This is a genomic window from Vibrio sp. Isolate34 (assembly GCF_022397915.1).
Taxonomy (GTDB): Bacteria; Pseudomonadota; Gammaproteobacteria; order Enterobacterales; family Vibrionaceae; genus Vibrio.
Genome location: NZ_JAKEUO010000007.1, coordinates 83,137 through 107,615, shown reverse-complemented (window position 1 = coordinate 107,615; position 24,479 = coordinate 83,137). Strand labels below are relative to the sequence as shown.

Annotated in this window: 20 protein-coding genes; 8 read left to right on the top strand and 12 right to left on the bottom strand. The window is 42.4% G+C overall.

All coding sequences use genetic code 11. The annotated features are described in order from the left end of the window. Positions 1–150: 150 nt before the first annotated feature. The 4 genes from L1D22_RS09860 to L1D22_RS09845 all read right to left on the bottom strand — a co-directional run bounded on the left by L1D22_RS09860 (position 151) and on the right by L1D22_RS09845 (position 3,687). Positions 151–1,059 carry a DMT family transporter gene (locus tag L1D22_RS09860; RefSeq protein ID WP_239829627.1) on the bottom strand — a complete coding sequence of 303 codons (909 nt, stop codon included), beginning with the start codon at positions 1,057–1,059 and terminating at the stop codon, positions 151–153. 30 nt (positions 1,060–1,089) lie between these two features. Continuing rightward, a complete protein-coding gene (locus L1D22_RS09855) occupies positions 1,090–2,784 on the bottom strand; it encodes an SgrR family transcriptional regulator (RefSeq protein ID WP_239829626.1) in 1,695 nt (564 codons plus the stop codon). Between the two features lie 164 nt (positions 2,785–2,948). Next, entirely contained in the window at positions 2,949–3,182 is a 234-nt protein-coding gene (locus L1D22_RS09850; protein ID WP_239829625.1) for a DUF3389 domain-containing protein, read from the bottom strand. A gap of 79 nt (positions 3,183–3,261) precedes the next feature. Next, positions 3,262–3,687: a hotdog fold thioesterase gene (locus L1D22_RS09845; protein ID WP_017074330.1), complete on the bottom strand. Its 426-nt coding sequence runs from the start codon at positions 3,685–3,687 to the stop codon at positions 3,262–3,264. A 139-nt stretch (positions 3,688–3,826) separates the two neighbouring features. Between L1D22_RS09845 and L1D22_RS09840 the strand changes: the two genes are divergently transcribed. Further along, positions 3,827–4,615 carry a M48 family metallopeptidase gene (locus tag L1D22_RS09840; protein ID WP_239829624.1) on the top strand — a complete coding sequence of 263 codons (789 nt, stop codon included), beginning with the start codon at positions 3,827–3,829 and terminating at the stop codon, positions 4,613–4,615. A gap of 129 nt (positions 4,616–4,744) precedes the next feature. Here the strand turns inward: L1D22_RS09840 and L1D22_RS09835 are convergent, their stop codons facing one another. After that, complete coding sequence (locus L1D22_RS09835) at positions 4,745–5,827, bottom strand: site-2 protease family protein (protein ID WP_239829623.1); 1,083 nt, start codon at positions 5,825–5,827, stop codon at positions 4,745–4,747. Between the two features lie 358 nt (positions 5,828–6,185). Between L1D22_RS09835 and L1D22_RS09830 the strand changes: the two genes are divergently transcribed. The 3 genes from L1D22_RS09830 (at position 6,186) to L1D22_RS09820 (ending at position 10,657) form a co-directional block, all read left to right on the top strand. Then, a complete protein-coding gene (locus L1D22_RS09830; protein ID WP_239829622.1) occupies positions 6,186–7,433 on the top strand; it encodes a porin in 1,248 nt (415 codons plus the stop codon). A 13-nt stretch (positions 7,434–7,446) separates the two neighbouring features. After that, a complete protein-coding gene (locus tag L1D22_RS09825) occupies positions 7,447–9,867 on the top strand; it encodes a VolA/Pla-1 family phospholipase (protein WP_239829621.1) in 2,421 nt (806 codons plus the stop codon). A 232-nt stretch (positions 9,868–10,099) separates the two neighbouring features. Then, the gene (locus L1D22_RS09820) at positions 10,100–10,657 is read left to right on the top strand and encodes a PhnA domain-containing protein (RefSeq protein ID WP_017060062.1); all 558 of its coding nucleotides are present in this window, start codon (positions 10,100–10,102) and stop codon (positions 10,655–10,657) included. An 82-nt stretch (positions 10,658–10,739) separates the two neighbouring features. On the opposite strand, the gene L1D22_RS09815 is transcribed toward L1D22_RS09820, so the two are convergent. The 7 genes from L1D22_RS09815 to aspT all read right to left on the bottom strand — a co-directional run bounded on the left by L1D22_RS09815 (position 10,740) and on the right by aspT (position 19,596). Next, positions 10,740–11,900 carry a BamA/TamA family outer membrane protein gene (locus L1D22_RS09815; protein ID WP_239829712.1) on the bottom strand — a complete coding sequence of 387 codons (1,161 nt, stop codon included), beginning with the start codon at positions 11,898–11,900 and terminating at the stop codon, positions 10,740–10,742. Positions 11,901–12,158: 258 nt separating this feature from the next. Then, the gene (locus L1D22_RS09810; protein ID WP_239829620.1) at positions 12,159–13,064 is read right to left on the bottom strand and encodes a LysR family transcriptional regulator; all 906 of its coding nucleotides are present in this window, start codon (positions 13,062–13,064) and stop codon (positions 12,159–12,161) included. Between the two features lie 158 nt (positions 13,065–13,222). Further along, on the bottom strand, positions 13,223–13,648 hold the full coding sequence (locus tag L1D22_RS09805) for a hypothetical protein (RefSeq protein ID WP_239829619.1): 426 nt from the start codon (positions 13,646–13,648) through the stop codon (positions 13,223–13,225). A gap of 16 nt (positions 13,649–13,664) precedes the next feature. Then, on the bottom strand, positions 13,665–14,837 hold the full coding sequence (locus L1D22_RS09800) for a patatin-like phospholipase family protein (protein ID WP_239829618.1): 1,173 nt from the start codon (positions 14,835–14,837) through the stop codon (positions 13,665–13,667). 223 nt (positions 14,838–15,060) lie between these two features. After that, the gene (gene pdxY / locus L1D22_RS09795) at positions 15,061–15,918 is read right to left on the bottom strand and encodes a pyridoxal kinase PdxY (RefSeq protein ID WP_239829617.1); all 858 of its coding nucleotides are present in this window, start codon (positions 15,916–15,918) and stop codon (positions 15,061–15,063) included. A gap of 201 nt (positions 15,919–16,119) precedes the next feature. Next, on the bottom strand, positions 16,120–17,718 hold the full coding sequence (locus L1D22_RS09790; protein ID WP_239829616.1) for a bifunctional aspartate transaminase/aspartate 4-decarboxylase: 1,599 nt from the start codon (positions 17,716–17,718) through the stop codon (positions 16,120–16,122). Positions 17,719–17,880: 162 nt separating this feature from the next. Continuing rightward, positions 17,881–19,596: an aspartate-alanine antiporter gene (gene aspT, locus L1D22_RS09785; RefSeq protein ID WP_239829615.1), complete on the bottom strand. Its 1,716-nt coding sequence runs from the start codon at positions 19,594–19,596 to the stop codon at positions 17,881–17,883. Positions 19,597–20,069: 473 nt separating this feature from the next. On the opposite strand from aspT, the gene L1D22_RS09780 reads away from it, so the two are divergent. From L1D22_RS09780 to L1D22_RS09765, 4 genes are all read left to right on the top strand, one after another. Then, complete coding sequence (locus L1D22_RS09780) at positions 20,070–20,282, top strand: DUF1656 domain-containing protein (RefSeq protein WP_239829614.1); 213 nt, start codon at positions 20,070–20,072, stop codon at positions 20,280–20,282. 10 nt (positions 20,283–20,292) lie between these two features. Next, a complete protein-coding gene (locus tag L1D22_RS09775; RefSeq protein ID WP_239829613.1) occupies positions 20,293–21,153 on the top strand; it encodes an HlyD family secretion protein in 861 nt (286 codons plus the stop codon). 12 nt (positions 21,154–21,165) lie between these two features. Next, positions 21,166–22,521 (top strand): FUSC family protein, encoded by a 1,356-nt coding sequence (locus tag L1D22_RS09770; RefSeq protein ID WP_239829612.1) that lies wholly within the window; start codon positions 21,166–21,168, stop codon positions 22,519–22,521. 291 nt (positions 22,522–22,812) lie between these two features. Then, positions 22,813–24,474, top strand: coding sequence for a hypothetical protein (locus L1D22_RS09765; RefSeq protein ID WP_239829611.1), 1,662 nt, complete (start codon positions 22,813–22,815; stop codon positions 24,472–24,474). The last annotated feature ends 5 nt before the right edge of the window (positions 24,475–24,479 follow it).

Here is a 24,479-nt window from a genome sequence, read left to right as displayed (position 1 = left end):
CTTCGGGCAGCGTTTGCTGGTCATTTCTACTACGTTATCGACTTCTCATGTAGGCTAGCTACACATCGACGCCTCTGCCTTGTATAAATACCCAGCAACTCGCTGCAAAAATCAGCTCGAAAGATCAACACGCCCTAGTGATTGAACTCTTTATTTCTTAAGTTTAGGGGCGACAAGAACCAAGCTTATCCCCAGTAAAATGACAGTCGAAGAGATAACAAATTGCATGGTGACCGGCTCAGATAACAGTAGGACACCACCAAGTGTAGCGATAACCGGAACAGAGAGCTGTGCAATGGATGCAACCACTGTGTTTAGTTTCTTCACAACGTAATACCACAAGCTATAACCCACGCCAGAAGCCACGGCTCCCGATAATACTGCGTAGATCAAACCTTGCTCGGTTATGGATATTTGTGCCGTGACGCTCGGAATGAAAGCTAGAAGACTTAACAACGCAAGAATGACTAACGAACCAAAACCAAAATTGGCCGTCGTCGATTGAAGTGCGTTTGTCGATTTCTTGCCTGACAATGTATAAATACCCCACCCAACTCCAGCCAATACCATTAATATGATGGAGATTAGATCTGGCGAGTTTGTCGCGTCTGTCGGCATGAGCAAATAAGCAAGCCCCGCAACAGACAATAGACAGCCCCCCCATTCTAGCGACGACATTCTGTTGCCAGCGAATAGGTGCGCAGCAATCATGGTGAATTGAACAGCGACAAACAGTACCAGAGCTCCAAGCCCTGCACCTAATGTTAGGTAAGCAAACGAGAAGCCGAACATGTAAACCAATAGCGCCAATATCGCGGTTAAATCAAGCTCAGAGCGAATCTTGATATACATCGAAGCGTTGCTTGCACCTCTATCTTGTTTTCGTTTAGCGTTTGAAGATAAGGTAAATAAAATCAACAATGTAAGTGCACCCGATAAGATACGTACGACCGAAAAACTCAAAGGATCAATCGTTTGATCCATTAAAGCCCAACGACACAATACTGAATTGGCAGCAAATGCCACCAGAGTAATGAGTGTGATAATTACGGTTTGCATTGTGTTGTCCTAATCGAGTTATCTTTAGTTTCAATCAACTTCTGGTTTTACCCAAACTTGGCTAAAATCGAACCATCCGAGTGCATTACACTTAGCGTTTTGCAGCGTACCGCATTGGTCTTTGTTTACGCCTAGCCAGCAGTGGAACATTGGAATCAATTGGTTGCTTTGTACCAGTTGCTTACCAAGTTGTCTCGCTGGAAATTGCTCAAACTCGCCAGAACGCCAACGATCTATCATGTGACACCATTGATCGAAGTCCTCTGCCGGGCTCGATTCATCCAGAAAGCTGTAATCCATCAACCAACCAGCCAATGCATCGTCTCTGTTGTTGGCAATCCCCATTGGGTTGATCCAAATATCGACATCATCAGCGTGTGGTGGGTCGGTTTCGTAACCAAATAGCTCAACATCGACATTGTACTGCTTCAACACAGTGACAATCGCTTTGGCAAGGGTTGGAAACATCGGGTGCTGGCATTGATACGCCAATTTGATACTTGGTTTAACACTTGCTGGTGGACAAACCGGAACCTTTAACTTGATGTCATACCAACCGGGTTTGATTCCGTAGGCATGCAGCACACCCAAGTCGATAACGGTCTCTTTAGGAATATGCACAAACAAATCAGACGCATTTAACGTGTTCGATAGAAACTCAGCCCAAGCTGGATCTTGTGCGATACCCTTCTTTCTATTCAATAGTAAATATGTACAGCCCGGATCAAGTTCTACTTCATCATCACTATCACCACGGTCTGCCATTATCGGCTTAGAAAGGCTTGGGTAAACCATCGACGAATAGGCTTCATCAACCACCCAAACTTCCACACGATCGATCAACGGCCTAAAACCAAAGTATCCATTGAAAGCTGTTAACACGAGCTGTTTTTCGTCATTCTTTTCAATGCGATAAGGGCCTGTACCAATTGGGCGAATATCGTAATCTTCACCACGTAAAATCATCGGCAGAGTCACTTTTGCGACGGATTCAGTTAACGCGAGTGGGAAGTATTTATCTGGACGCGTTAAAAAAACATCGACCACACAATTTGCCGGTGAAGATACGTCTTTAATATGCGAGAACATGTTAAGCGGCTCGAGCAAAAGCAGCGTATCCACAACGTGGCTTGTTAACAATGGTTCACCATTATGGAAACGGACGCCCGGTCTTAAGAAAAATCGCCATTGATGGTCGTTTATCTTTTGCCATGAATGAGCGAGATCAGGCTGCAGTTGATCGTTCTCATCCAAGCGAGTTAACCCACTGAATACCTGACAAGCGATGTGTTGTTCAGAACGTCGCATCGATTTAGTTGGATTAAGCATGGAGAGCGGACGGTAGTAAGGTAAACGAATAACCTGTTCACCCTCTTGATACTGCACGCCCAAGTAGTTTTGAATAACTTGAGTAAGTTTGGCCGCATTTTGGTCAAGTACCGACAGGGCTTGACCAATTTTACCTTCTTCTAAGTAGCGGCGTGCTAGGTTCTCACTAACATCGCAACGATTCTGTTTAAAGATGAGTTGAGATAACTTGCCGCGACCCGCTGCAGGTAACCACTCTACCCAGCCTTCTTCTTCGAGCTTGTTCAGTACCATTCTGGCATTACGACGTGTACAACAGAGCACATCTGTTATGTCATCAAGCTGAACATCAGAATCTTTGCCATCGAAGTATTCAAACAGGGTTTCAAATTGAACGCGAAGTCTTGGGCTACTCATAAAGAGGAAAACTTATTCAAAGGATATTGAATTCAGTTTCCCTATTTTATGAGTCAAAATCAATCGAACTTAATACTATTTTACGAAGGGATTACGAATGTGGGGCGATTTAATGACTCTAATCGAGAGTTTAAAGCTGAAATAAACGCAGTGATAACCGCTAATTACATCACATCGCAGCCTATTTCATTGGCAATGTCACGAAGCTGTTGTTCGTTGTCTAATTTAATCGACCATTTGCACTCAGATCCATTTACAGAAATGACGTTTGCCCCTTTTCCGATCAGCTGAACTGCATCAACTTGAGCTTGTAATGTGACTCTATGCTCTCCATCCAAACGAACAACCAATTCGTGCGCGGTTGCTATGACTTTTCCACTTTTAAACGTTATGACCATGGATTTCTCTAACTAAAATAAACAGCGTGTAAATGAGGTGTGGCTAGGATGACTACTGCACTTCACCTTGATTAATGAACTAACGTTTGTGCTTCTTCACAGCAATGGTTAAACGGCTTGTGCAAACCAAGCGTTGACGCTCATCAGTGATGTTTATCTGCCATACTTGAGTAGATACACCTAGGTGAATAGGCTCAGCGGTGCCAATAACGTGCCCTTCACGCATTGAACGAACGTGGTTAGCGTTAATGTCTAGCCCTACGCAATAGTATCCATCGGGTACGCAGAAGTTTGCGGCGAGTGAGCCAAGAGTTTCTGCTAAAACCACGGATGCACCGCCGTGAAGCATGCCCAATGGTTGGTGCGTGAAATGACAAACTGGCATGGTTGCCACCAAGGAATTATCGTTAACCTCGGTGTAAACAATGTTGAGGTGCTCAATTAAGGTATTTTTTGAGGTCGCGTTGAAAGTGTCTAGGTCAACGGGCTTTTTCCAAATACTCATGTGGGTTCCTTAATTATTGATCTTGTTATCGCGTGCATAGCTTTTTCTATATTACTGGCTGTTAGTTATCTTACAGCCCTTAGTTATTACGCAAGTTGATGTTAACATGCATAAAAACCGAATACACAGAGGATATTGTATGACGTCATGGACGAAGTTTGCCTCGCTTCTCACTCTTGCAGGCCTAACCGCGTGTAGCGCTTCCCCAACAGGAAGAAACCAACTGCTGCTTTTTTCAGATCAAGACATGTCTCAGCTTGGGGCACAGTCTTTCGAACAAATGAAGAAAGAGCAACCCATCAGTAAAGATGCAAAAACCAACGCTTATGTTCAGTGCGTAGCGAACAGTATTACTCAACACATTCCTAAGCAAGGCTTTAGTGAATGGGAAGTTGTGGTTTTTGATAGCGACCAAGTGAATGCGTTCGCTCTACCAGGCGGAAAAATTGGCGTTTACACGGGTTTACTCAATGTCGCGGTAAACCAAGACCAACTGGCAACGGTTATCGGACATGAAGTAGCGCACGTTCTTGCTGACCACAGTAACGAACGCCTATCACAATCACAACTCGCCAATACAGGTTTATCGATCACTAGTGTTGCTCTAGGTTCATCAGAATACAAACAGTATCAAGGCATGACCATGGCCGCATTAGGCTTGGGTGTTCAATATGGTGTGATTCTGCCTTATGGTCGAACTCAAGAATCTGAAGCTGATATTGTAGGCCTAGAGTACATGGCTAAAGCTGGGTTTGATCCAAACCAGAGTGTTGATTTATGGAAGAATATGGCGAGAACATCAGGCGGCAGTCAATCACCAGAATTGCTTTCTACGCACCCTTCTCACAGTACCCGAATTAAAGATCTGCAAACCAAGATCACGATACTGCCTCAATCGAACGTTGCTAAACCAAATTGCAAAGTTTGATTTGACGAATGTACAAGTTAGAACCGCAGATATTAAAACGCCCTATCCAAATGGTTAGGGCGTTTTTCATTTTGTTTGTATTGGCTGACCCTGCGCTTTATGAACAAGTCACTCAGTTATAGATATGCGTTAAGTGCCTAGAATCTGTAACGGTAGGCTCAATAATTGGTCGCCAGTTGAAGCGAAGTACCAAATAACACCAATTAAACCCGTTACTAAGCCCACATACCAAAGGAAGGATACGATTTGGCCGTATCTGTCTAATGGCAACAAATGGCTATGGTGACGGCCTCTCCATTCGAACAGAATCTCGACACTACCCATGATCAATAAGAAACCAAACAGCGTTAAGTTCAATTGGTAACTCAACACGACACCGGCAACGGCTGCTGCGACACACAGTACAATACCCAATACGCTGTTCATCGAAAAGCTGATACTTTTCAACACGTGGCCACCATCGAGTGGCAAAATCGGCAGCAAATTGAATAGGTTCAGTAAAGCGTTAAACACGGCAAGACCAGCGAAGAACATCTCACCAGTTGCCCAGTACAAAACCGTAAATATCAACGACAGTATCAGACCAAACAGTGGTCCCATGATCGAGATAACCACATCTTGCCATCGAGTATTAATCTTTTCGTCTGAAAGCGCTAATCCGCCAAGGAATGGGATTAAGTAGATCCCTTTTGTCTTCATCCCAAAGTACTTCATCGCTCTGATATGGCCGTACTCATGGAACATAAGACAAGCAATCAGGGCCAGTGCGAACTGAATAGAAAACAGCCATGAATATGCCGCTAAACTGGCAGAAGCAAGCACAACTTTAATCAACTTGGCACTCTTCAGCGCTTTCATTCCGAGTGACACCAAACCAATCAAACTAAAACGTTTTTCAGGCTTAGGTGCGACAACCGGAGTTTGTTGTTCGATATCTTTGGTGCTGCGATTTCCTTCAGTAATGGTTTGCCCATTAACCGATGCTTTATACGTCATCTCAAAGGGTTGCCATTGAACTGAAGACTCAACGTGACACTGCAACGTTTCTTCACCAGAACGAAGCATAAATGTGTGTGTTCGCATATCACCATCTTCCGAAGTCGCATCCAGTTGAGACACTAACGTGTTGTCCCAAAACAACTGCTGCCACCCTGCCATTGATCCTTCTAAACGAAGCGGTTTACCAAGAAACTCTATCGCGAGTAATTCCAAACTAAAAATTCCAATTTAATGACTATCAAAATGAGTCAATATTATGCCGATTTAGCGAATGACGGTAAACAGAAACAAAGTTGTTACAAATTGAACTATTGAACACTATTTATACCGCAACGATGCATAAACACTCTGGTCACACCTCCAATCACAAATAAATCATTGATTATGTTTATATTATTGATGTTAAAGTGCCGCCCCTTTAAAACATAACCTCACAAAATAACAACTCTTTCTTTGACTTTATATAAAACATGAATTTAACATGCCATTTACATTAGAGCTTCAACACCAAAAATGCTCAGTGTGTTTTCAAACCATAATAACGAAATTCGATGCCCTAGGAGGGTCAAGGATGAAAACAATACAACGCTCTCTCGTTTCACTTTCAGTACTATTTGCATGTAACTCACTTGCGGCTGGTTTCCAAGTTGCTGAGCATTCTGCTTCAGGTCTTGGTCGTGCCTTTTCAGGTGAAGGTGCAGTAGCTGATAACGCGAGTGTACTAGCGAGAAACCCCGCCGCAATGACCCTATTTGATACAGCACAGTTTTCAGGCGCGGTTTCTATCGTTGATCCCGAGGTTGACGTTTATGACGTTGATGCTAAAGAGCATTCTAAAGATGTTGCTCCATTGCAAGTAGTGCCAGCCGCATATTACATCAGCCCAATTAACGAAAAATGGGCTTGGGGTATCGGTATGTTCACCAATTATGGTGTTGCCACAGATTACCCTAATGATATAGCAGCTGGAGATATGGCTGGTGATACGTCATTACTATCTGTCAATTTAAACCCAAATATCGCTTACCGAATCAATAACTCATTCAGTATCGGGGGCGGTCTTAATCTCGTGTATGCGGAAGCAGAGCTCACACGTCACAAAGGGGAGCTAAACAACTTTGTCGGCGGCAATGCATCTGACAACCTTATTGGTATGACAGGCGAAACTTTTGGCTACGGCTGGAACGTTGCAGCGATGTATGAGCTAAACGAAAACAACCGTTTCAGCATTGGTTACAGCTCTAAAGTCGACCTTGATTTTGATGACGGGGAGTTCACAAGTTATGACTCAGGTAGAGCAACTGCCCCAAAAGTAGATGGTCGCTTGCAAATTGAGCTACCTGCAATCATTGAGCTATCGGCGTTCCACAAACTTAATGAACAGTGGGCTATCCATTATGGCTGGCAACAAACGGACTGGAGCACTTTTAAAGAGCTAAAAGCGACAAGCCCAGATTGTAATGATAATGGCGTAGCTGGACAGTGTTTCTACAAACCAGAAAAGTATGACGACAATAATAGATATTCAGTAGGTGCAACTTATCAGCTAAACACTCAGTGGACATTGAGAGCTGGCTACGCATATGACGAGCAAGCTGGCGAAGCAACGCTGAGTATCCCGGACAGTGATCGTATGTGGTACAGCGCTGGTTTTACTTACGTTTGGAGTGAAAACATGACAGTAGATGCTGGTTTTGCTCTTGTAGTGAGTGACGACGGCGAATTCACGGAAACAAATGGCGCCCAACAAGAAAGAACCTTTGAAGCTGAAGGTACAGCCTACCTTTCTTCAGTTCAGCTTAACTACACATTTAACTAATTCGGGATTTACTATGAAACGTAACTTTAAGATTTCTCTATTGTGTTCCGCAATTCTGTTAACAGGTTGTGGTGACAACACTGAGAGTTCAGGAACAAGTAATCAACAACTTGAAGCTTACCTAGAAACATCTTTAGCAAGAGCAACAACACAAAAAATGTTATTGCAAGGTAGCAATGCGTCTGTACCTTTAAACAATAACCTGTTGTTTGACTCCACAGATGGTACTTTAGCTATTCCAACTGGTGGGGACGGTAGCATTTCGAATCCAAAAGCTGCACTCAATTATGCTGACGGCTTCTCGACAAGTATGCCTATTTATATCGAGTTTGAAGGTGATGGCTTCGGTGATGCCACTGGTATCGTTACTTCCGGTGTTACACTGCTAAAGCTTTCTAAAAAGTTAACCGATACATCTTCAGCTGCTCAAATACCAACACCTGTATCTACTTCGGATTACATAGTTTACAAAACGGGTTCAAACTTAGCTATCGCACCGAATACTCCGTTTGACGAAAAGTCTGAGTACTTACTTGTTATTACTGATGACGTGACAGATGTAAATGGAAACCCAGTAGGTACGTCCCAAAGCTATGCCGCACTAAAAACTGATACAAAAACGTACTCAACAGGTGATTTAGCCAGTGCTCAAACCCTGATCAAAGGCCAAGAAGCTATAGCTGCTGCCGTTGGGGTAGATGCTAAGAAAATCGTCTATTCAGCTTGGTTCACCACTACCTCAGTAGGTGATGTACTTGCCTCTACTGCGTCATTAATCGGTGGAATGGTAGATGCAGGCGCGCCACTTTCTACATACTGGAATGGTAGTGCTAATCCAAATAATGTTGATTTAACGAGCGCTTATAGTCTTGTTTTAGATTCATCATCAACGCAACTATTTGACGCAGCAATTGCAGCTGATGCCAATTTTATAAAATATCTCGGAGATAATGATGCTGCGGAAACTGCGGCTTTAATCGGTGGGATCAACCTCCTTTACTCAAATGGCGGTATCAGCACTTCATCAGTAAATGTGACTAAAGGTACAGTCCAACTCCCATATTTCCTTGAAACAGATCCGTCTAAATTTTCTACCACACCATTTGCATCAGCATTGGACAGTTTAGCGATCATAAAAAGTGCATTAACAGACAGCTCTACAAACTCCTTTGTGGGTGGGGAATTGGTTAAACTAGGTTTAGATCCAACCAATCTTAGTGCTGCTGATGTGACTACATTGATGGGGAAAACCCTTACCAAGGACGCAAGCGGCACTCCACTAGATAGTGAGCGCATTGTCACTCAGTATTCACCAATACCACAAATTAAATCACTCGAAGCTGTTGATGTGCTTTTGTTTACCCCTACGACTGACCCAATAACCGATGTTGTAATCTACCAACACGGTATTACCACTGTAAAAGAAAATGCATATGCCTTCGCTGCTAATTTAACAGCACAGGGTCTTGCAGTTATAGCCATTGATCACCCTATTCATGGCTCGCGCTCACTTGCTGGCGGTGCTATATCAACGAATGATAATGCTCTTTACTATCTGAATCTAAGTGCTTTACCTGTTGCCCGTGACAATATCCGCCAAAGTGCACTGGATGTAATTGGCCTTCGTATGGCCCTTGAAAAAGTGGGCAATGATTTTTCCGGCACACCATTGGCAGGAGTTGATGTAAAAGACGAAACCGTTAAGTTTATGGGGCATTCTTTAGGGGGGATTACCGGTTTTACTTCGGTAGCGACCGCCGAATTTGCTGGTACACATAAGTTTAGCTCTGCGGTATATGCTAATTCAGGTGGTCACATTGCTGAACTCTTGTTTGCATCAAAAACCTTTGGTCCTGAAATTAAACACAATCTCGCGAAAGAGCTGAATGAAACTTATAAAAATTCAGTTGCAACGGTGTGTGCAGCCAACAACATTAAAGATAGTGACTGTTATAGTGCTTTTGCACAAAGTAACCCAGCTAGTGCAGCAGCAATTGAAACTGAACTAGTTGCATTTAAAGTCGCCGCTCAAACCCTTATTGACACGGTCGATCCACATTCACTGTCCAATACTGAAGATTTGTCATCATTTAGCTCAAGCTATCCAACGTTGTTGATCCAGTCACAAAATGATGAAACTGTACCAAACAATGGTAATGATGATGACGATAAGCCATTATCTTACACAGCTTCATTTGTTGGTTCAGAAGGATTAGATGCAACTTTAGCGTTGGATGACTCTACACAAGCTAGCCCTTCAACTGGAAACCGCGTGTTTGTTCAGTATAACGAAACGGCTAAGCACTCTACGATTATTGGGCCAAAAGCAGACCTTTCTGATGCCGCTCATACTCTATCAATGAGAGCCCAAGTAACCGATTTCTTAAAGTCGGATAGCCTTGGTGCAGCAGCGCCGAGTGCACTATTAGAGTAACTAAAGCTTAAGTAGCTTCCAATTAAACCAAATGCCAGCCTAACCGCTGGCATTTTTGTATCTGTCGTTCGAACACGTCCCCTAGTTAACCGTTTGCATAAAACTTTAAAACACAAATGGTTGGTCTCAGCTAAAATTAATCAAGACAGAATACCGTACGACCTCTTTCTTTATTGTAAATAAAGTGGATAATAGCCCCGTAAATTTAATACCTAATAAATGTGAGTCCATTATGTCTTCTGAAGCTACTATGCTAGAACGCTGCCAATCTAAATGTGAACTATGTGGTTCTGATTCTTCTCTTACTGCATACGCAGTGCCGCCACACAGCCACGTAACAGTGGATCACGGCATCATGGTATGTGACAAATGTCTTGGTGAGATCGACGATCCTAAAGATATCAACCACTGGCGTTGTCTAACTGACAGCATGTGGAGTCAAGAAGCGCCAGTTCAAGTAACGGCATGGCGTCAACTTACTCGTCTGAACACAGAAAGCTGGGCTCAAGACGCGCTAGACATGATGTACCTTGAAGAAGAAACGTCAGTTTGGGCACAAATCGGTATGTCTGCTGATGACAAACCTCTTGATGTGAACGGCGTTGAACTTAAGAAAGGTGACGACGTAACAGTAATCAAAGACCTGCCAATCAAAGGTACTAACCAAGTGATTAAGCAAGGTACTGTTATCCGTGGTATCAGCGTTGGTGACGATCCTAAGCTTGTTTCTGGTAAAACAAACGGCGGTCAATCAATGTACGTAATCGCTGAGTTCTGCCGTAAGAAGTAATCTTACTTTAGCAAGTGATAAGAAATTAAAAAGGCGCTGACTAGCGCCTTTTTTCTTGGGAAAATTCAACGGATGAGTCGTTCTAGAAGCCGCTCCCCATATTAAAGTAGATAGCACGTTCTTCATGGCTTTGCGCATAATCCATACCAAGGTGTAAACCGTAACGTCTAGCGATTTGGTATCTAAAACCGACACCTCCTGCATTCACCTTGTTACTTTGATCTGCTCGCTCCGTTGCTTTTCCTGAACCATAGAAGCCTGATACTTTCCAACGATGACTAATACTGTAGGTCAGCTGCCCTTGGAGGGTTTCAATTTCATCCCCTTGATAGCGAAATGAGGAGACACCTCTTAACTCAACATATGGCTTAGCTGTTGGAGACACAAATCCATCACCTTGCTCATAATTTTGATAGTTACCCGCTAAACCAAGTGTCCACTTTTCTGACACTGGAATGTAACCTTCCGCCTCAACATTGAGATTTCTGTAATTTGAATCACTGCCAATTGCATCATCAAAGACCATGTAGTCTGCAGAAAATCGGTATCCTTTTGTTGGGTAAAACAAGTTGTTTCTTGTATCAAATTCAGCTTCAATACCTAAGCCCGATGTCACTGATTCAGTGCCTAGCGTAAGCTCCATTAACTTATCGACCAAACGATTATCAGCTTCGATCTTAGATTTAGCCAAAAGCTGTTTTACACCAATCATCCATGGCGTATCCCCAATTCTAAATTGTACCTTTTGTGAAAGCACTGCAATAGACGTTGTGGTACCAAACTTAAGGTCCAGCTCTTTCCCACCCAAAGAAAGTTGCTTATACAAATCAATATTCGCAACACCAAAACCGCCGCCACCAATATAACGAATTGAATCATTCATCCATGAACGTCTGTGGCCACCAAAAACAAACCAGGTTTCATTTTCAGTTCCCAAAGCACCAACAACACTCATCGCAGATGGAACAAGTTGCGCACCACCATCAATAGCCTTTAACGCTGCTTCTTTACGAATTCGTTTTTCTTCTTCGCTCTCGTGTAAAAACAATCCAGCAACACCACCACCGTAGCCCACCGCAGGCTCGGTAATTAGTATAGGTATAGGTAAAAACCCCGTTGCGTTTTCTGCAATGTGATGGCCCATATCAAACTGACCATCCACAGGGTCGTAAAAGGATGCCATAGAAGTTAAAGGGATTAATAAGGAGCTTGAGAATAGTGCAAGCACACCACAACGGTTCATATAAATTGCCTCAAAAAAAACCGAGGCGCGAGCCTCGGTTGAAAGTTTGCTTCCGTGCAATAAACATTGAAATTAAGAACTTTTACTGCCAAGAGAGTTCCTCGCCAGCACAAGTAGAATAGTTCTATTTATACGTTTTCCCTACTCTCATATAGAGGGTGCCATCCTACAACTGAAATTAATATGCAGATAATAGATATAAAAAAGACTCATACAAAATGAGCCTTTATCGAAAAGCTAACTATGTACTCTTTTTCGCTAATCTCTTTTTAACGCTTGAGTGGCGTGTTCTTTGATAATAGACAAGATCGATAACTTCACTTCACTTGTTTGTTTAGAATGATTGCACCAAAGAGCAAAGCCAAACTTAAAACCATGTTCCATTTCAGATGATTGTATAGCTTCAACGTCATAATGCGAAAATTCAGAATAAGCAAATGTTTTTGGTAGCAATGCCCACCCTAAACCAGCTTCAACCATTTTGATAACTAACGCTAATTGGTCGACTTCTTCATTGTCAGAACTCACGGTTATTTTTTCGGACATTCCTTCTTCAATGAAGGATTTTAAGACAAATTGCTTCGCATTTCTTAGCGCTAAAAGTACATCTTCTTTTGCCAAAGACGAAAACTCGCCATTTTTTTGAACGAAAGGGAAAAATTCTATATGGCCTAAAAAAGTGGCATCAAAACTGTGTATTCCACGACTTTCATGCACATTGACCAGTCCAAAATGATACTCGCCACTTTCAAGGCCTTGCTTAATGTCTTTTTTATTTCGGACTAGAAAATTTACTCGCATCATCGGAAAATCACGACGTAACTTCTTTCGAATATCCACAAGTATTTGGTGAGGTATTACACTTGAATAAGCAAAAGTAATACTTTCCAATCCGCCATAAGACAAGCTCAAAGCGACCTTGTCGAAAGTTCGTGCTTGTTCAATCGTTTGCTTAGCATAATGATAAAGGTGATGACCATCCTCTGTCGGCGTAACCGATCGCCCTACTCTTTCAAAAAGGTTTACTGCGAGTTGGTCTTCAAGGTTTGTAATCACCTGTCCGATTGTCGTTCTGTGCTTATTAAGCTTAACGGCAGCCTTGCTAAAAGACAGTTGGTCATAAACGGTAACGAACGCGAGAAGTTGTTCAATGCTAAAATTCATTTTGTTGTGCTTACTTTTAGATGTTATGTATTTAAATTATCACAGGTTGACGAAATATCTACTTTTTCAGAGTAATAGTATTGAAATGAATTCGTCTGGTTGAAACAAAAAAACCTACTTAAGTCAGTAGGTTTTTTCATTGACGTGTAACGAATAACTTAAATGTATTCGATAACTCGAGCTAGGTAGTTAAAGTCGCCTGAGTCACCATGGTAATTGCGGTAAACATCGACACTAAAATATTTAGGCTGATCTGCTTGAATGTGTTCAGCAATACGCTGCTCAATAGACTCTAGAGTTTCACCCGTTTGGGAATAAATGTATTTCTTGGTGCTCTTTTGAAGCTGGCGCTCTTTGGCTTCCTTGTGTGTGACGTAATTGTTTACCTCAACCCATTGACCAATGTAATCAATCGCCACGTAGTCTGAACCCTCTTCGACCATGATTAGCGCCGCTTCTTGCTGAACGTCGGCCAGTTGTAACATGTCGTTATCGACTTTTTGCTGATCCATTGAGGTCGCGTTTTGTGCCATTGCAACGCTAGACGTTGCCAAGATAAGTAGCGTTAATGCTGTTTTTTTCATTTTACAATATCCCTGATTAAGGTAATTCGGTTACCCAAGGTTTGCCCTGAGTTGCTTTGTGATAACCATATTCGTATATAGTTAATAGGTAATGTTCATCAAACATGTCCTTGGTTCGTTTGGCGTAACCAAAGTCGTGCTCGATGTAAGTGAATTGCATATCAATGTTGTTGATTTCACTGATGTATTTCATTCGATATAAGTCACCACGCGTTTGTGCAAGCGTTAGGCTTGATACGCTCTTTGTAACCAAATCGAGTCCCTTATCTCTCAGAGAATGATACGGTGCTTTCAACGCGCCATTTCGAATAACATCGAGCTGTGGTGGTGTTTTTAACCCAAGTGCATCTGAGATCTGTTGATAATCGAAGTTTGAGGGATTGAAGAATACTTGAGTCGCCAAACCACCATCGACGTGCAGTTCTTCAAAAACTTCGCCTTCATGTTCTACATCGATGAACTGCGGTGGGAACACACCAGGAATAGACGCACTTGCGGCCAACACCTTATATATGAGTTCAGACTTATCTGGCATGTCGCTATCTGCTATTGCACCTACATTCCAAATGACAAGCTCACCAGAATCAAAATGAGTGCTACCAATAAACAGACGTTTGCCGCTGCGATGTCGCGCTGCGATTTGCTCAATCATCGGTTCAGGGAACGCCTCAGCAATAAACTGGTACAAGTTTTCGCCATCGGTAAACGCATCTTTAAAGACGGTGTTCAAAAAATTCTTTTTACCGAGTACAGATTTATCGTTTATGTTCAACATCACGTCCTTCATCTTAGAGAACGCATCTCCCCCGATGAACACAAACGGTGCCATTAACGCGCCTGCGCTGATTCCTGTCACAATGGAGTAGTCTTTCAGCTGGCCTGACTCTTCAAGCCCTATCAAGATACCGGCACCAAAAGCTCCGTTAGCACCACCTCCCGACAAGGCCAAAATGTTCAATTGGTCATCTGACACAGTAATCGGCGTGGTTTGATCCGCTGGAGAGTATAAGAAGTCTGGCGACTCACTCGCCCAAATACGCAGTGGCTCTGCTACGGATGATGCATCCTCTACAGTGACTTCTTTGTAATTGTCTTTGTTTACGCGTACATCCAGTGTGTGAGTTGAACTACAAGCCACTACCAAGAGTGACAAAGCAACGGTAAGACCCGAAGAGATTAAACGGTTCATATTTAGGCTCATTTAGTGTTCTCTAAAGTGATTCAGAGGCTCTGTTTAATAAATAAGAAAGTTAAAAAACAGAAAGATTAGTAAATAGGGATAAAGTGAAGTCCATCTCTTTGTGGTCGTAATATAGCTAGTATCCGGCTCAACTCGTAATCTCGTTTGTAGGACGCTATCCATCGAATAGTCGCCCCTTACTTGACCTTAAGCACTGTTGGAGTTAATTGCTCTAACCTATTTTGACCACGTTGAAATCGTGGGTAGGCTCTACAAATTCATACTGAGCATTGATTGTTTGTAGCTCCCAAGTGCCATAGCTCTTAGTCAGCTCCAACACACCATAGACTGCGTTGTTTGCATGGCGGAATGCAGCCACCGGAGACATTCTTTTCATTAATCCCGCTGTAAATAAGCCTGAAATAAGGTCGCCAACACCAACTGGCTGTTTATCAAATTCGATATTCGGTCGTTGAGCTAAATAGCATGCCTTTTTCGTTGCGAGGATCATGCTGAACGCATCATCGGGTAATGAGTGCAGATGTTTCACTAGTACCATCTTTGGCCCAAGTTCCAGTGCCTTCTTACAGGCAGTAACCGCATCATAAAGCGAGTGGATCTTGGTATCGGTCAATTCGCTCAGCTCAAACTGGTTTGGCACGATGACATCGGCAATAGGCAGCAAGTGTTTGGCAATGGCAGTTTTAACGCCATCCTCAACGATACAACCTTTATCTGGATCACCCATTACAGGGTCACAAATATAGAGTGCACTGCGGTTCTTTTCTTTAACTAGATTAACCGACTCAGCAACCGCTTTACATTGGTCTGCGCTTCCCTGATAACCCGATAGGATCGCACCGCAGTCTTTCAGCGCGTTGATGTTGTCTAGGCCTCGAATCAAGTTTCGAATATCATCTGAGCCAAATGTTTGCCCAGTCCAACCTTGTTGATATTGAGTGTGATTAGAGAACTGAACAGTATGGATTGGCCACACATCGAGTCCCATTCTTTGGATTGGAAAAACCACAGAACTGTTGCCTGCATGCCCATAAACCACGTGAGATTGAATAGAAATAATACTTTTCATACGCCGCTCTTCTGATTTTGTCGGAATGAATTTCGCTTGGATTTGGCGACTAAATAAACACAACGATTGCATCCCATAGATAGCTACTTGAACACTGTGCTTATTTGGTCGGAATAGCCTCGACATCGCCGAGGCTTATTCTTAAGGATTTGAACATAGCAGGCCTAGAATCATGTATTCGATTCTAAGCCTAACTAGAGCTTATGCGCCTTGAAACTCAGCGTAGTGCTCGTCCAACACCTTACGAGTTGCACGGCCAATCAGTTCGTATTCATGGTGAGTCAGGTTAGCTAGCGATACACGAACAGAAGCGTGTACTACATCGAAGCCCTTGCCTGGAAGCAAGATAACGCCAGTTTCGTGTGCAAGTCGGAACAAGAAGTCTTTGCCCTTCTCGTTCGCTTTGAACCATTCAACGAATGCTGGTCCGTACAATTTGCCGCCCAAAGTGTCGAGCTCAAGCAATGTGTAGTAGTCCACACGATCTTTGTTTTCTTCAATTTCGATACCCATGTTTTTGTACAGAGTTTTGTAACGCTCGCGAATAATGCGTTTGCACGATTCTTTGTAGTTTTGCTCTGAATCCATTAGGCAGTTCAATGAGAACAGCGCCATTTGAACTTGTTGTGGTAGTGAAAGGCCAGCTGTGTGATTAAGTGCCACACTTCGGCTGTCTGCAACAATACGATCAATGAACTTAATACCACGCGGTTCTGGGTCTAGCGTTTTGTAACGATCATCCAGTTCCAGTTGACGTGATTCTGGTAGGCTGCGCATTGCATCATCGAACACGTTGTTGTGCTGAATCGCAATCGAGCCAAGGCGCCAGCCTGTTGCACCGAAGTACTTCGAGAACGAGTAAACACAAAGTGTGTTGTACGGTAGTTTTGCAAATAGAGAAACGAAGTCATCGGCAAATGTACCGTATACGTCATCAGTGATGATGAATAGGTCACTGCGTTGCTCATTCACAAAGTTTGTTAGGTTCTCTAAAGTCTCGTCAGAGAATTTCACTGATGCTGGATTAGCAGGGTTAACTACGCAAAGTAGTTTGATGTCTGTATCTGCCAGTTTCTCGATTTCAGACATTGGTAGCTGCCAAGTGGTCTCATCAAGACGTAGCTCAACGATCTCTAGCTCGTACTCAGAAAGCTCTGGGATTTCAAGGTAAGGCGTAAAGATTGGCGTAATTAGTGCCACCTTATCGCCTTTTTTCAATAAACCATTGTTGAACATCGTTTGGAATGTGTAGGTCATTGATGCCGTACCACCTTCCGTTGCGAACAAGTCGAAGTCTGTGGTCATTGGAACCGGGCCATACATCTCTTCTGCAATGTACTGCTTCACCACTTTCTCAATGTTAGTCAACATACGTGGTGGTACTGGGTAGTTACACGCTAAGTACGCGTTCACTAGTTCATTCAAGAACACTTGCTTTTCGATACCTAAACGATCTTTTGCGTAGCTTAGTGCGCGTTCGATGAACTGAACACCTTTGTCGTTTGAGTATTCTTTAGCAAACGTATCGAAACGCTCAACAATACCAACACCATCAGGGATACCGCCGAAATCACCCCCAAGGTACGCATAGTTACGTTCTGCTTCATTAACAGAGAACTCACCAAGACGAATAAACGCTTTACGTGGCAATGTTGCTAGGAAGTTTGGATTGCCACGACCTGCGTCTAGTAAAGCGCGATCTGGCACTGCTTGAGCAACTTCAATTAATTTGTCTTTTAATTCAAATGGGCTTAAATCAGCGAATTTTGAAAAGTCGATAGTAGTATTTTGTGTAGCCATGATATTTACCTAATAATTTAATATTAAACACTTTCAATTAGAATGAAGCGTTTTGCTTAAGCGTGATTATTCAGTCCCATCTAATGTCGTTATTGGTTAGGACTTTTAATAAATTGATATTTTTGGTTATTTTTAAATCTGTAATGAATTGGTATTTTGTAATTACATACCAGCATTAACGGTAATAATACCGACGATAATTGGTCCCCATAGCGTCAGTAACACGTTGGCTACGGCATAAGTTACAGTGAAAGAGAATACTGGCGTTGCATTACCTGTTTTTTCCATCAATGCTGCGAATGCTGGGTTTGCACTTCGACCACCAGTCACACAACCTAACGCTTCTACTGGGTTCTTGATCTTCAATACAAAGTACGAGAAGAAGAATGAAATAATCTGTGGAATGATGGTTACAGCAACGCCTAAGAACAACAATGACATACCGTGTTCTTTAATGGTGTCGACCGCTTGAGGACCTGCTTGCAACCCCACAATTCCTACGAAAGCTGCCAGGCCAAAGTCACGAATAAAGCTAACAGCTCCCGCTGGGAATTGTGCAATATGAGGGTTTCGGCTACGAATCCAACCAACGAATAAACCAGAGATCAAACAACCTGCACCAGAACCAATCGTTACGGGAATACCTGCAATCTTGAAGCTGATCAAACCAATGAGCAGACCAACAACCATACCCAAACCAAGAATAACAAAGTCAGTCATGGTTGCTGACCCCATGCGCTTACCGATGTGTTTTTCAACTCGGTTGATGTCTTGAGCGGTACCGGTTAATTGAATAACGTCGTTTTTCTCAACAATCAGCTCATCAGTAATGGCGACTGAAGCACCTTCTCGGATGTAATCTGTCACATACACGCCGCGGAGTGAGCGTTCGTTTGAGCTGTCTTTGATTTCTCTTAACGAACGACCTATCAGCTTACGGTTATCAGCGATAAGTTGACGGTTCTCTTCAATAACTTCATAGCTTTCCGGTAATGCTACTTCATTGCTTTGTGTTTTATTCTGTAGTTCATGAACCGCGTTTCTGCGGCCGGTAACCACAACAAGGTCGCCTGCTTTAAGCGCTGTGAACTTGTCTGCACTCAGCTCTTTACCGTCGCGCTCGATAAGTTCGATACACGCAGCAAGTGATGATTGGTTCAATTGCGCCAGTGTTTTTCCAACCAGCTTATCGTCGTGGGTTACTTTAAAAGCACGTGTCACTAAAGCAGTGACTGCGTTGAATTCGCCATCGGCTAAATCACGTTTGCCGTTTGAGTTTTTCTCTTCTAGTGCGATAGCTTCAGATCGGATATCCCACTTCATGAGCGTTGGGAATACCCAAGTCACCATTAAGATTGGCCCTAAAGATCCAAAGATATAAGTTACCGCGTAACCAACCGCTACGTTTGTTTGCATCAGGTGTTTGGCTTCTTCTGATACACCACCTAAACGTGCAATCGCATCGCCTGCAGTACCAATGATCGCAGATTGAGTTAAGCCACCAGCCGCTAGACCTGCAGCTGTACCTCTATCTAGGTCAAATAACCACGCAGCGGCAAGCACACACAATAAACCTGAAACCGTCATAACAACCGCGGAGAGCAGAATGTTAATGGTTCTGAAGTTAAGAGCTTTAAAGAATTGAGCACCGCCTTGATAACCCACAGCATAAATAAAGAGCGCAAAGAAAATACTTTTTACGCCGGGATCAATCTGAACACCAAATTGCCCAATAATTACGCCCATTAATAATGTTCCGGCTACCCCGCCTAAAACAAATCGGCCGATAGTAATTTTACCAACCATATAACCCAATGAGAGTGTAATAAATAGTGCGACAAATGGTGCCATGTCAAACAGATTAGAAATAATGTCCATGACAAATTTACTCTTGTTACTGAATATAAGGAGTAAATAATCTAACGAATAACTTAATAATGATATTTGTTGGATTATTCAATAATAAATAAAGCATCTCGTTGCTTCGAACCGAATATTAAGAACAAAAGGTTTTATTATGCAATCCCATTTGATGGATCAAATCATCACTTTGACTATTTGGATAAATATTGAAGTGTAATTTCCATCTAAAGTGCTTGTTTTTACTGGATTTAGTCTACGATAGTAAAAGTGGATTATTTTCGAAATAAATTTTGAAAAATGTTTATACACCGAGAAAACATAACCTATCAGCTCTCGTTCTACTGGCTTAGGGCACCAAAAAAGACGTGGTTAGCACAGTCACCTCATAAAGTCAGATTTTTTGATGGATCTGACCCTCCATAAACGATTATCACAATGAATCGAACCCCTCTATTATTGCACTCATCAAACGAACAGAGAAAAGAACCATGAATACAATGCCGCATGAACTCATGTGGGATGAAATCTACTTCCCACCGCTACTGTTAGTTATCGCATTGGCTTACGTATTAACCATCTTAACTGGGTCCATTGCTACAAGGTTAGGGCTACATAAATATGTTGCCTTTCCTGCAATCGCAGAGTTGAGCTTAATCGTAATTTTTACCGGCATTATTGGCCAATTTATTACCATATTTTGAGGCATTTACCTTGATCAAACGTTATCTCATTACACTGTTCTTAGTTGCTGCAGCTGGATCTGTGGTTTATAGCTACTACCAATCTTACTCAAGCAACCCGTGGACCCGAGACGGTCAAGTTAGTGCATACATTGTTTCAATTACACCACGCGTTACTGGGCAGGTAGTTGAAGTGCACATCGACGACAATTCACGAGTATCTAAAGGCGATCTTCTGTTTGAGATCGATCCAAGCATTTACAAAGCGACCTATAACAAAGCGCTAGCGTCACATAAGCAAGCGCTTGCCTTACTCGCTAAAGCGAAGAACGAAGAACAGCGTTCACGTAATTTGGAAAAAAGAACACCAGGTGCCGTACCAGTTTTGACTCTGAATAACTTACGTAATGCCGTTGAAACAAGCGCTGCAAATGTAGAGCTAGCAAAAGCCAATGTTGAAGAAGCAAAATTGAACCTTGGATACACCAAGATTTATGCGCCTACCAACGGCTACATTACTAACTTAAACCTTCGTGTTGGCTCTCAAGTAGTAGCAAACTCTCCGGTTGTCGCCTTAATTGATGAAGACAGCTTTTGGGTTGAAGGTTATTTTAAAGAAACTGACCTTGTTGGTGTTGATATAAAAGATAAAGCATATGTGACACTGATGATGCATAACGATGTTCAACTTGAAGGACACATTAAAAGCATTGGTTTTGGTATAGCTAAACAAGATGGCAGCACAGGTACCGATCTATTGCCTAACGTGAACCCTAACTTCCAATGGATACGCCTTGCACAACGTATTCCAATTAAAGTGAAATTAGACAAGATTCCTCAAGACGTACAACTGCGTGTTGGTATGACAGCCTCTGTTAAAATTATTAAATAATCAGGTGTTTCTATGTTCAATCCATTAACCAAAGAAGCGATTAAAGTTGCACTTTCCATTGTTATCGCAATCTGTCTAGCTTTATGGTTCCAGTGGGAAAAACCCTACTGGGCAGCGATTGCCGTCGCAGTAATGGCATTGAACGAAAGCTTCGCCGATTCAATACACAAAGGGCACAACAGGTTAATAGGAACCGTGTTAGGGACCGGTTATGCCTTTTTCCTTATCGCCATGTTTTCTCAAGACCGTTTCTTGTTCCTAACCTTTTTCACCCTTTTCCTCGGAACATGTATCTTCATGTCGAGCGACGAAAAGTACGGTTATATTTTTACTATTGGATTTGCAGTGTGCTCAATTGTCGCCTGCATGGGTGGATTTGATAGCCAAAATACTTTTCACTTCGCAGTGCTGCGCCTTCAGGAAACGATACTGGGCGTCACAACTTTCTCGGTTGTTTATCGAATAGTATGGCCCGTGAGTACTGAGCAGAACTTTTTGCAGCGTTTTGAAACCAGTAAAAACGTACTGTTAGATGCTATGCAAAACATAGATGACATCGACATCAGCGCTTTAGAAAGTAACACCGCTAATATTGATAAGATGTATCAAATTTTTAATCTACCACTTACAGGTAGCTATCATTTAAAAGAAAACATTAAAGCTTGGCGTCAGCGCGTTGACGAAATGACACATATCCAAGATACATTACTCAAACAAAGTAATAGTGAAACCGACTTGGATATTCAATGGTCTGTTCTTATCAACAATTTAATTGGCTTTAATGTGTTAACCCCAGAGCAATCACTTGTTGAGGGTGAACTCAATGCAATAGGCGATCATAAAGAAGTGTCTTGGCACCATGCTCATCGCACGTTTGTTGAACATTTAAATGAAGATGGACGCAAGGTGCTGCAAGGCGTGTCGATGTTTATCACATCTCTGTTGATTTGGATTTATCTTCCAGTGCCTGGCGGGTTTATATTCCCAATGCTTGCCGGTGTATTTTCTTCTCTGATACCGACAATGCCATCAAGTATCATCAAAGATGCCTTTTTCGGCGTGCTCGGTACAGGCTCAGTGATCCTACTGCAATACGTCTTCGTGATGCCTATGATGACAGAGTTGTGGGAGCTTGGCCTATTCTACTTCCTTAATATTATGGTGATATGGAGAGTGTTCGCCACACCTAAGCTCATGATACATCGAATTTTGGGTATCAACTTGTTGGTTGTGCTTACATCTGGCGCACTCAACCTGACTCCAGTTTATAGAATAGAAACGCCACTGTTGATGTTGGTTAATATTTTGATCCTTTTAATGATTGCCAAATTATTTACTGATTTGTTCAGAATAAAAATCTCTACTTAAGCTCCATTTTATAAAGTCCCTGTCAAACTTTCACTTGGCAGGGATTTTTTAATATTAATCAATGTCTTATATAAAATTAGACATGCGAGGATAGCATCCATCAAACGCGATTAACGACATTTCCTACCTCACCTTAGAATACTCTCATTGACTGACGCAATGCATTTCCAAATGCGACATTCACATTGAAAATCCTTATGGATGCATTAATAACAAACTGAACATGAAGTTCAGTACAACATAGACTGTTTGAGTCTCGAAGGTTTGAGACTAATCAGATTGGAAACCGTCATGAGTTTTTTTGAAATAAGCATAAATACCTGTAAGAACCATACTCTTTCTGTATTAGCGAGTGCCCTATTACTTACAACACCCAATTTTGTTTCAGCCGCAGAAGAAACGAACACTTACAGCGAAGTCATGGAAAAAGGGCGAGCACTGTTTGACAAATATGGCATAAGCCATGACTTACCAAAGCTAGCAATAAGCTCGCTGGTTCAGGGCGAACACTTGGTCGAACACGCGCATCGTACTCTTCAAATTGGCGAAGAAGTTCGAGATTCAAGCGTTTACATGGTTAAAAACACTGACAGTAAAGGCAATATCGATCTGCGTATTAAATACAACCCAGAAGAGCTAGACGAACATGAGGATATTATTGATGAAATCGAATCCTACACACGTACAGAGTATCGTTTACGCAACTACGCTGAAAGCTATGACTCTTCATCGGTACGAGCAAAAAAAATAGACGAAAACAAAGTCATTATTACCTTTGACTACTCTAAATATGGCTTACCACAAGATATCGCCTACTTCCGTTTTTTGAGTGTCGACATCGAATTAGTCGATGGTCATCCAAAGCGTATGTTGATCACTAATAAAAAGCCATTTACACATTCTAAATACAAAATAGACACCTACAACCAAGAAATTGAATTCACATCGCTCGACTCAGGAAAACTTGTTATCTCACGAAAAGCAACGGAAGTCATTGGCAGTACCAAAAATAAGCCACTGATAATGAAGACTATAATTGAGCCTGTTGCGATCTATGAAGACGACAACGGTGTGCAAGTCTTGAATGAAGAAATGCTCAAAGAAGTATCTGACCCAAGAATGAGAGAAGCCAGCGTTAAGCTGGATCGTGTTTTCCCTTTAATGGGTGACATGGTGCGCCGACAAGGTATTGATTTGCCGCTACCTTTTGGTATTTCTGTTGCTTACCGTAATCAAGATATGGATGTTCCCATGACTGATTACGTGATTAGTGGTGTTCGTTTGAACGACCTATTTGACCCTGATGATAGTGTTGCAACAGTAAAGGCAGAAAGCCTTTCGATACGCGGTGACGTTAATATCCTGCCGTTCTGGAATGTATTCGGATACGTAGGCAAGGTAAACGTTGATGCGAATGTGGATGCGGCTTATACCGGCGCCGCAGGAGAATACCTACAAGACAAACTCAATGACAAATTGCCTGGATTAGGTAACGCACTTTGTGAAGGTGTCTCTGCCTTATGTAACAGTGGCCGTTTGAATGTACCACTTCATCTTGAATATGACTTACGCGGTGCGGGAACCACATTATCAGTTGGTTACAAAGAGTTCTTTGCCTCAGTGACGGGTACCTATTCACAAACACGTCTGAAAGGATTGGACGATTGGGGTGATGGCATCGTCACTATTCAACCAATGTTGGGTTATCAATTAGTTGACTATCGCGCTCAGTTTTTCGTTGGTGCTGAATACCAAGGCTTAAATTCCCGTATGCAAGGCACTGTAAAAACTGATGACATCGAATTTGATTATGACGTTGGTGTCGACATCGATCAATGGGCATTCCTAACAGGGGTTAACAAACAGATCGGCAAGCATTACAACATGACCGTGTTGTACAACAAAGGTGAAACTCGTTCGGCTGTAACGCTGAATCTTGGTTATCGCTTCTAGCCCTA